Annotated in this window: 6 protein-coding genes and 1 pseudogene; 3 read left to right on the top strand and 4 right to left on the bottom strand. The window is 35.1% G+C overall.

Features of this window, described 5'->3' with window-relative positions:
- Window positions 1–502 precede the first annotated feature (502 nt).
- Window positions 503–850: a hypothetical protein gene (locus R8925_RS15420; RefSeq protein WP_430536676.1), complete on the bottom strand. Its 348-nt coding sequence runs from the start codon at window positions 848–850 to the stop codon at window positions 503–505.
- 349 nt (window positions 851–1,199) lie between these two features.
- Between R8925_RS15420 and R8925_RS15415 the strand changes: the two genes are divergently transcribed.
- Entirely contained in the window at window positions 1,200–1,847 is a 648-nt protein-coding gene (locus tag R8925_RS15415) for a cyclic nucleotide-binding domain-containing protein (RefSeq protein ID WP_430536675.1), read from the top strand.
- A gap of 245 nt (window positions 1,848–2,092) precedes the next feature.
- On the opposite strand, the gene R8925_RS15410 is transcribed toward R8925_RS15415, so the two are convergent.
- From R8925_RS15410 to R8925_RS15400, 3 genes and pseudogenes are all read right to left on the bottom strand, one after another.
- Window positions 2,093–2,350, bottom strand: a complete 258-nt coding sequence (locus tag R8925_RS15410) for a transposase (protein WP_430536677.1) — start codon at window positions 2,348–2,350, stop codon at window positions 2,093–2,095.
- A gap of 312 nt (window positions 2,351–2,662) precedes the next feature.
- Window positions 2,663–2,884: pseudogene (locus R8925_RS15405) on the bottom strand (IS110 family transposase); the annotation flags it as partial.
- Between the two features lie 494 nt (window positions 2,885–3,378).
- Window positions 3,379–5,145: a hypothetical protein gene (locus R8925_RS15400; RefSeq protein ID WP_430536674.1), complete on the bottom strand. Its 1,767-nt coding sequence runs from the start codon at window positions 5,143–5,145 to the stop codon at window positions 3,379–3,381.
- Between the two features lie 526 nt (window positions 5,146–5,671).
- Between R8925_RS15400 and R8925_RS15395 the strand changes: the two genes are divergently transcribed.
- Entirely contained in the window at window positions 5,672–6,313 is a 642-nt protein-coding gene (locus R8925_RS15395; protein WP_430536673.1) for a cyclic nucleotide-binding domain-containing protein, read from the top strand.
- Between the two features lie 442 nt (window positions 6,314–6,755).
- On the top strand, window positions 6,756–7,787 hold a 1,032-nt coding region (locus R8925_RS15390), incomplete at its 3' end, for a toxin Cry1Ac domain D-VI-related protein (protein WP_430536672.1).

Raw genomic sequence — 7,787 nt, 5'->3', positions numbered from 1 at the left:
AAAAGAAGCAGGCTTAATTTTCTATGCCTAAAATACTTATATATTTATAAGGTTTATTGGTTGACTAATCGTAAGAAAGAGGCCGGGACAAAACTCATATTCATGCAAAATAAGCAAGCTATCACAAATCTTTTTTTTCGAGTAGGATGTGAATCTTGCTTAACACAAATCGAGCGCTTGTCGCCGATTTGCTTCCTGTCAGCACTTACGATGACATCAGTGTAAGGATGTGAACTTCCTTTTATTGTTGTATCGGTTTCCAGTACTGCTGATACAAGGGGCATTGCTAATTTTTTTAATCCGTATAATTTTAAATCGCTACTTGTATCGCCATTTCGTTCCTGCACTAACGTGTAATTAATGACGCTGTTATATTTCGGGGTTGTGAGAGAAAAATCACCAGATGAATTGACTGTAGTTGTTGCTACTGTAACATTAGGGCTCTTCGCACTTACTTTAGCTCATAGTGATCCTATCCCTTTAATTGTGGAATCTTCCTCGACTAAATTTTTAGTGAGCGAAATATTTGAAAGCTTTTCCAAGTCTCAAAAGAAGCATTTCCAGCGGAGTCTGTTCTAACGTAATAAGCGTATCCTGCATTATCTCTGCTGTAATTGATACATACATTCATATTTTGGTTGGCATGCATCATCGGTACGACAACGCCCCAATAATTAGGATTATAATTAATCTCTGTTACGGTTGGTCGAGTGGGTACCTTACTCTTTTCTGTCGCAAATCCGTGAATTGGCTGGCTGAAGTTAGTTGTCTTAAACGGTGCGAGGATTATCGTTGTAGCCGCAATGGCCACTCCTATTTTTTTAGATAAGTTTGTTTTCGATAAAATCATTCCTTCCCTTTTGTTACTTTAAATTATACCTTAAAAATCAAGAGGATAATATCACAATATTCTCAAAAAAAGAATTATCTATCATTTGCAAACACTCTATAACACGCATGAAAAAATTCCTTAAGAGCACACTAAAGTGGACTTAATGTCTATAATCTCTGGTTATTTGTCACAAAATAGACACAATATAAATGTTGATGTATAAGTCTTTTACATTTTTTTATACTAGTATTTAGAGGATAATAACATTATAATCCACACCAATTTGCAAATTAGCATTATTTCTTTCTGTAATACTAAAAAAATATAATATATGCTAGGTTTAGAAGAATATTAGAGGAGGTGTCCAATGGATTTTCTTACTGTTCACGGTTTATTGCCAAGAGAACCTAACCTGTTGTTGCCTCTGTTAGATTTATCCAATTTAACCAGCAGTCATTCGGATTTTTACCATACCCAAACATTGAAGAATCACCAAATTCTAAGTTTGTCAAATTCAGGGAAGTTAATCCATGTTGTGGAAGGTCAACTCCTACAACAGATTAGTAACCCAAGGCAAAATAAACAGATTATTAATGCAATTTGGACTGAGACAGACTTTATTTTCCACAATGTATTTCAACTTGATTGCTATGAGTATATGGCGCTTGGGCATGTAGAATTAGAAATTTATGATGCCGAAATAGTATTAAAGGAGCTTACTAAACAGCCATTCTTTCCAGATTTGCTAATCGATGCTCTAAAACGTCAAGAATGCCAAATTTATCGCTATTTTCATATGTTAACAAAAAGTGTGCGTGAACGAGTGATTGATACAATTAAGTTGCTTTCTGAAGAAGCAGAAGAAGGCTACTATATCCCTAAAAAAGTGAATTATTTTCTTCTTGCAAAATGTTGCCAAATATCCCCCCATACTGCTAAAAAAGCAATGCATGAATTAGAACTAGAAAATAAAATCATTTACAGGAAAGATAAGACTATTTTGCTTGATGTTTAAAATAATGGGGGGTGTATCAGACTCTTCTTACGTTTAGTCAAGCAATAAATCTCCTAATAATTTAGGTATTGTAGATATAGAAAATTAAACCTACTTCTTTTCCATTTAAAAACAGAAGGCAGGCTGTTACGATGTTGTCGCTAAACGGTAGTCGTACATTAGAGGCGATCCTATGACATTTGTTATAGGTTTTTTTGTTTATAGTAATAATGGACAATATGATTAAGAGTATTATCTTTATTTTTTTAAATATTTTGAACAAAAAGATAAATTGGTTTTCGTAACTTTGGGTTACCACGCTTATTAATATGATCCGAATAAAATGTTTTTCCAGATTGGTAAGGCCTAATATCAATGCCTGTATAGGCATTGAGCTCTCTATTTATCGAAAAGCGTCGAATGTCTCGAGCTTCTGCAATAAAGCACACCGTACTAGAGCTACCTACCCCTGAGATTTGTCTCCATATATCATATTCAGATAGAGGCGAGGCCAGCGTCTCCATTTCCTCGATAATCTCTTGCTTCTTACATAGTAGGTGAATTATTTTATCTGCGTAATAGCGTACTTTAGAAACTGCCATATCTTCTGGTGTAACAGTTGGATAAGAGGTGCTAGCTATGCCGACAAGTTCCTCTGCTTTTCTCAATGCACGTTCTGAAGACAAGTTTTTCTTTGTGTTCACAAGAAGTTTGTTTTTCAATACGGTTTTTGAACGAGCTAACAAGAGTTCTGGGTGTGGGAAAAGAAGTAGCACATTTAGGTACAACGCTGAGTTCTGATTTGGAAATCTCGAAACCAGCTCAGGAAATGTCAGTTGTAATGCGTTGTGTAAACTGCTTTTAATTAAGATAATTTCGTTGTCGATTTCTTCGTGAAATCTAGATAAAGCACGCAACTGTTGATATTCGGAGCCCTCAAAAATCTTTGGTATTCGATTAGAAGTGGGATGTGTTTGAGCCAATTTGTGTGCATCCCCACAATCTGTTTTATGCACACGTAATCGATCACATTGTTGTTTAGCCTCTAAAGGATTTAGTAGATAATAAGGATATTAATTGGCTTGCATAAAAGATTCAAGGACTTTGGAATAAATGCTCGTAGCCTCAAACACGGTTTCTGGATACTGACCAACCCTCACAACAAGTGACTGAATATTAACATGTAAGGCTTGAAAATCTTTCTTATTATGTTGTGTTTTTTTTCCTCTACGCATTGTTTATCTTGATAAATAACCACGTAATTTTTTTCGCATACTGACATCAAATGTAATAATTGTCTGCATGTTTACCTACTCCTTCCTTTTTATCGAAGTGCTTTACTAAACGTTATCGATTCCAATTTCTTATATACGATCTCAAGGATCCAACATACTTAAACCTGATTCTTGATAAAGTGGTAAAGTAGATCTGTTTTTTGTCCGTGCTCGAAGCCTAAGAGGCCGATCGATCTATACTTCACAACTACTATAAAAAATAGTAGGCAAGGCCATGTCCGTGCTCTTACCTACTATTTTTAGTAGGTTTTATATCATTATTTTTTTATTCTAAACCATAAAATTGTTAGTAACGCCATTCCTAAAAATCCAACGAACCAATTTGCATTATCACCAAGTGAAGGAAGTATTCCTGAGTGACTTTCTTTATTTATACGTGTAATTTTTTTATCACCAGCCTTTGATGTTGCTACGATAGGATCAATTTGTAATGTGTCAGACGCTATTATTTCAGGTGTTTGTTTATTGGGAATGCTAGGTTTTTGCGGTTCCGCTATTTCTGGTACATCATTTTCTGGAGTATTTTGAATAGGGTTATCTAAAACTGTAACAGTCACCGTTTTTTCAGTCGGAATCGCATTCATGGAGTTGTGGTAGTCTAGCGGGTGTAATGCTTGTGTCGATTGGTCGTAGAAGATAATTTCACCAAAATCGATTAAAGGATGGTTGTGTTCGTCGTCTTCAGGTGCATCAATTGTATAAGTAACATAGTATACATCTGGTTTTGTGACATCTACTGTATTTTTCGCTACTCGTAATTGAGGAGTCAGATTATTTCCGATAGAATCGATTGCATTCGGAGAAATTGTATCGATTGGATGAAACGAATCATTAACAAACATTGTGAAATCTGATGCTTCTATGCGGGCTTCTATTATCTCTGTTTTTGGAGTGGATAGTAGAAAGGAAACTGTATATTCCCCAGGTGGAAGCGAATCTAGCTGCCAAGAAAATTCGTTGTTTTTAACAATCGGCTGTTCATAAGGAGCTGGAATTGGAACCGGATTTCCACTCGTATCAAGTACTTCCGCGCTGCCTTCTACATACACCGCAGTATCACTTATTCTCTCCGTTAATAAAAGTTCTTCATTTAAATGGGTCTGGACAATGCCTTTTGTCGTGTTCGCAAAATCGGCAATGGTATTTTTCTGATTTGTCATATTAAAATAAAATTCTTTTTCGGTAGTAGCTTGAGGCATATGTTCTTCTAAATAGTTGTTAAAATTGTCATAAACGGTTTCGCTTAAATCTTTTTTCAGTGCGACGCTATCTTGCCATAAAGCAAAGGACGAATGGAAACCGTGTTGCTGAATGTTGCTGAATGCTTTTAAAATACCCGTATCAGGCCCTAGCAGTTCATGCATTGATTTTGAAAGAACAAGCGCTTGACCGTCAATATCCCCATTTGGAAAACCATCCGTAACAACGAGGAATAGCGTTTTTTTGCTAGGTGAATCGTTTTTTTGCTCCATGTAATACTTGAGGGCTTCATTGACCCCAAAAGCAGTAGGCGTCCCGTTGCCGTATAAATTATTAGCTTCGATGTCCTTAAATACTTGTTTTGCAACGTTTGCATCACTTTGTAATGGAGATTTTAGTAAAATGTTGTAGTATTCATCTGAACGACCTTCATTACCAACTTTATGAATAGCTCGTGGATCATTAAAAAGGACGGAATCAGACGCTTCGCTACTTTTAATCGATGTATAACCAACAATCGAGACTCTATCTAAAACAGGGCTAAGTAAGTCTAGCGCTTCCTGTAACTTATTAGACACCTCAGGAAATTGCAATTGAAAACTTCTAGAAAGATCTTGCACGATGACTAAATCTAACTTTTCCGTTCGTTCTTGCTTTTGAATTGGTACGTGAATCGTGTGAATGTCTTCATGTTGATTTGATTGTGTGTCGTGTACATAATGTGTGTTAGAATCTGTTGCATATGTTGCAATTGGTAAAACTAACATTGTTAAAAAGAAACTTAAAATAATGATGCTTATTCCTTTTTTATACCTATTTTTCATTCGAAATCCCCGCTTTTTTAAATTTTTTATACATAATTATCAAAATATGTTGCCTATCAATTCAAATAGCCCGCTCCGATTTGTTGACCTCCATGAAAAGTGACACTCTAGCATGGCAACTTGTGTTGGAATGTCCTACCATTTAATAATAAAGCGCTTTTTTATGAACTACAATCTGAATAAAAGAGCCATTTTCACTGAAAATGTGAGATAAAGCGCACCTGTTTTGGAAAAGAGCTTGCGAGAAATGATAAAACACCGTGATAGCAATGTTTTATAACTAGGTAGAAATTATGGCGATTTTTTGAATGAGCCTTGCAAGCTGTATTTTCCCCATAGTGATATAAATATGACGAATATGTGGCGGTTCAAATGTGTAGTTTTCAAGCTATTTTTCATGATATAAAGATAACTTTTAAACAAAAAGTTGCATTTTTTAAAGGAGAAATATGAAAAAAGCTCTTTTTCGCTTATGGGAGTTTAGATAAGAGGGGTGTATGCTAGATATGGAGGAGGAGGAGAAGTATTGGATTTTTTGACAATTCATAAATTATTACCGAGGGAACCCAATCTGTTACTTTCATTACTAGATTTGTCGGAGATGGGGAAAAAACATATAGGATTTTACTATATAAAGAAATTAGACAACAACCAGCATCTAATATTACCAAGTGCGGGAGAAGTTATTCATGTGGTGAAAGGCTGCCTGTTGCAGCAAATGAGTAGTGCAGAACAAAAAACGGTTGTTACCGCAATTTGGCGAGAATCGGATTTTATATTTCGTAATGTTTTTCAAGACGATGATTATGAGTACGTTGCTTTAGGGAGAGTCGAGCTAGTTATTTACGATGCTAACGTTGTGTTACAAGAAATCTCTAAACAACCATTTTTCGCGGATTTACTTATTGATATTCTGAAAAAACAAGAGCAACAGTTTTTCTTATACTCGAATATGCTAACGAAAAGTAGTGAAGAACGAGTAACAGATATCCTTAAACGACTCTCCGAAAGAGGTCCAGAGGGTTACTATATTCCTAAAATAATTAACTACAAATTGTTAGCTAAATGTTGCCAAGTAACACCGCGTACCGCAAAAATGAAGTTAGAAAAATTGGAAAAATCAAATGAAATAATTCGAGTGAAAAAAGAAAAAATTTTACTTTATTAATCTAAATTGCGGAATATCAAGTGAAACGCCACTATATTTGTAACATATGTTTTAGTTGTTTGTATAAAAATGATGATAAAAGCCCTGTTTTACACACAAAAAAGTCAAATTTGTGAATAAGGGAATCCCTTTTATAGCAATAGTTCAGTAAATAAAATTGTAAATTCAGCAAGAAAAGTATCAGAACAGGTTGTAATATTTTTGCAAAGTCGTATTTTTTAGTTATATATTAGCAAATCATCTCGTTCTATACTAAATAAGAGCTCCAAATTAAAGATGCTTGCTCAAGAATATGGTGGCATTTTTCAGAAGGGCTTCCGAATGGGTTATAAGTATACTTCCCATTCCCCAAAAAACTTAAATGATATGTAGGAGGATATTTTGTAGCTTAAGATCTAGGGGAGTTAATTTCAAATTAAATAAAAGGAGAGAAACAAAGAAAATGAAGAAAAAATCGAAAATTATGCATAAAACATTAAAAATTGCAGCAGTAAGCACAATCGCATTTACAAGCTTAAGTGCAGTCCCATTTAATACAATGGCAAGTCCAGTAGAAGGAAAAATTGAAAACTCTGTTGTAACATTGGAAGAGGTGCGAGAACTAGTTAATGCATTCTTTGTCAATCAAAATCCAGCGAGTTCTAAAGTTATTCCGAGTTTAACATTCGAACAAATAAATTATGTTGCTGAGAAGACGGGGCAGCTTCCTAGTTCGTCAGAAAAAGATGCTCTCGCACGGGATTTTATGAAGGCGAATAGATTATTAATAATTGAAATTGTTGAATCATATTACTTCGAAAATGGAAAGTTACACATTAAGTTTAAAGATAATCGTTACAAAGATGCAGATATAACGATAGCATTAAGAGAGTCAACATTAATGACACTGCAGTCAGGAAACGCGATTAATAGCACTTTAAATGGTGATATATGGATTAGTGACCTAGCTATTGATGAAGAGTTCTGGTTGTATAATACTTATTTGGGCTCTGTTGTTGGCCAAAAAGAATTAGTTAATGCTAGTTTATTTGAACAAGAAGCCCGCACAGCAGTCAATAATCTATTTGAAGAAAATGACCCAACGAAGCGAATCAGATTAACAACTGACCAGGAAGCAGTAGATGCCGCGCAAAAGCTAGTAGACAAAGTAACAGATAGCACAGTAAAGGCAGCGTTACAAAAAGATATAGACCAAGCAAATAGGTATTTAGATATGGAGAGAGAAACAGCGACTTTGGAAGTAGTCTTGCATTTATTTAAAGATGGTAACCCAGCAACCAAAGAGATTAAAGAAACAACAACGCAAGCAATTATTGATGCAGTCCAAGAAATGGTAGACAACTTACCCTCCTCAACAACAACGCAAACGAGACAAGGATTACAAAAATGGATAGACGAAGCCCAAGAATTACTAGATGCGAAACTAGCGGCTGAAGCAGAAGAGCAAGCACGTCAAAATGAGGCTAATCAATCA

This window comes from Listeria rocourtiae subsp. hofi (assembly GCF_963575615.1).
Taxonomy (GTDB): Bacteria; Bacillota; Bacilli; order Lactobacillales; family Listeriaceae; genus Listeria_A; species Listeria_A hofi.
This window is presented reverse-complemented; position numbering and strand designations above follow the sequence as displayed.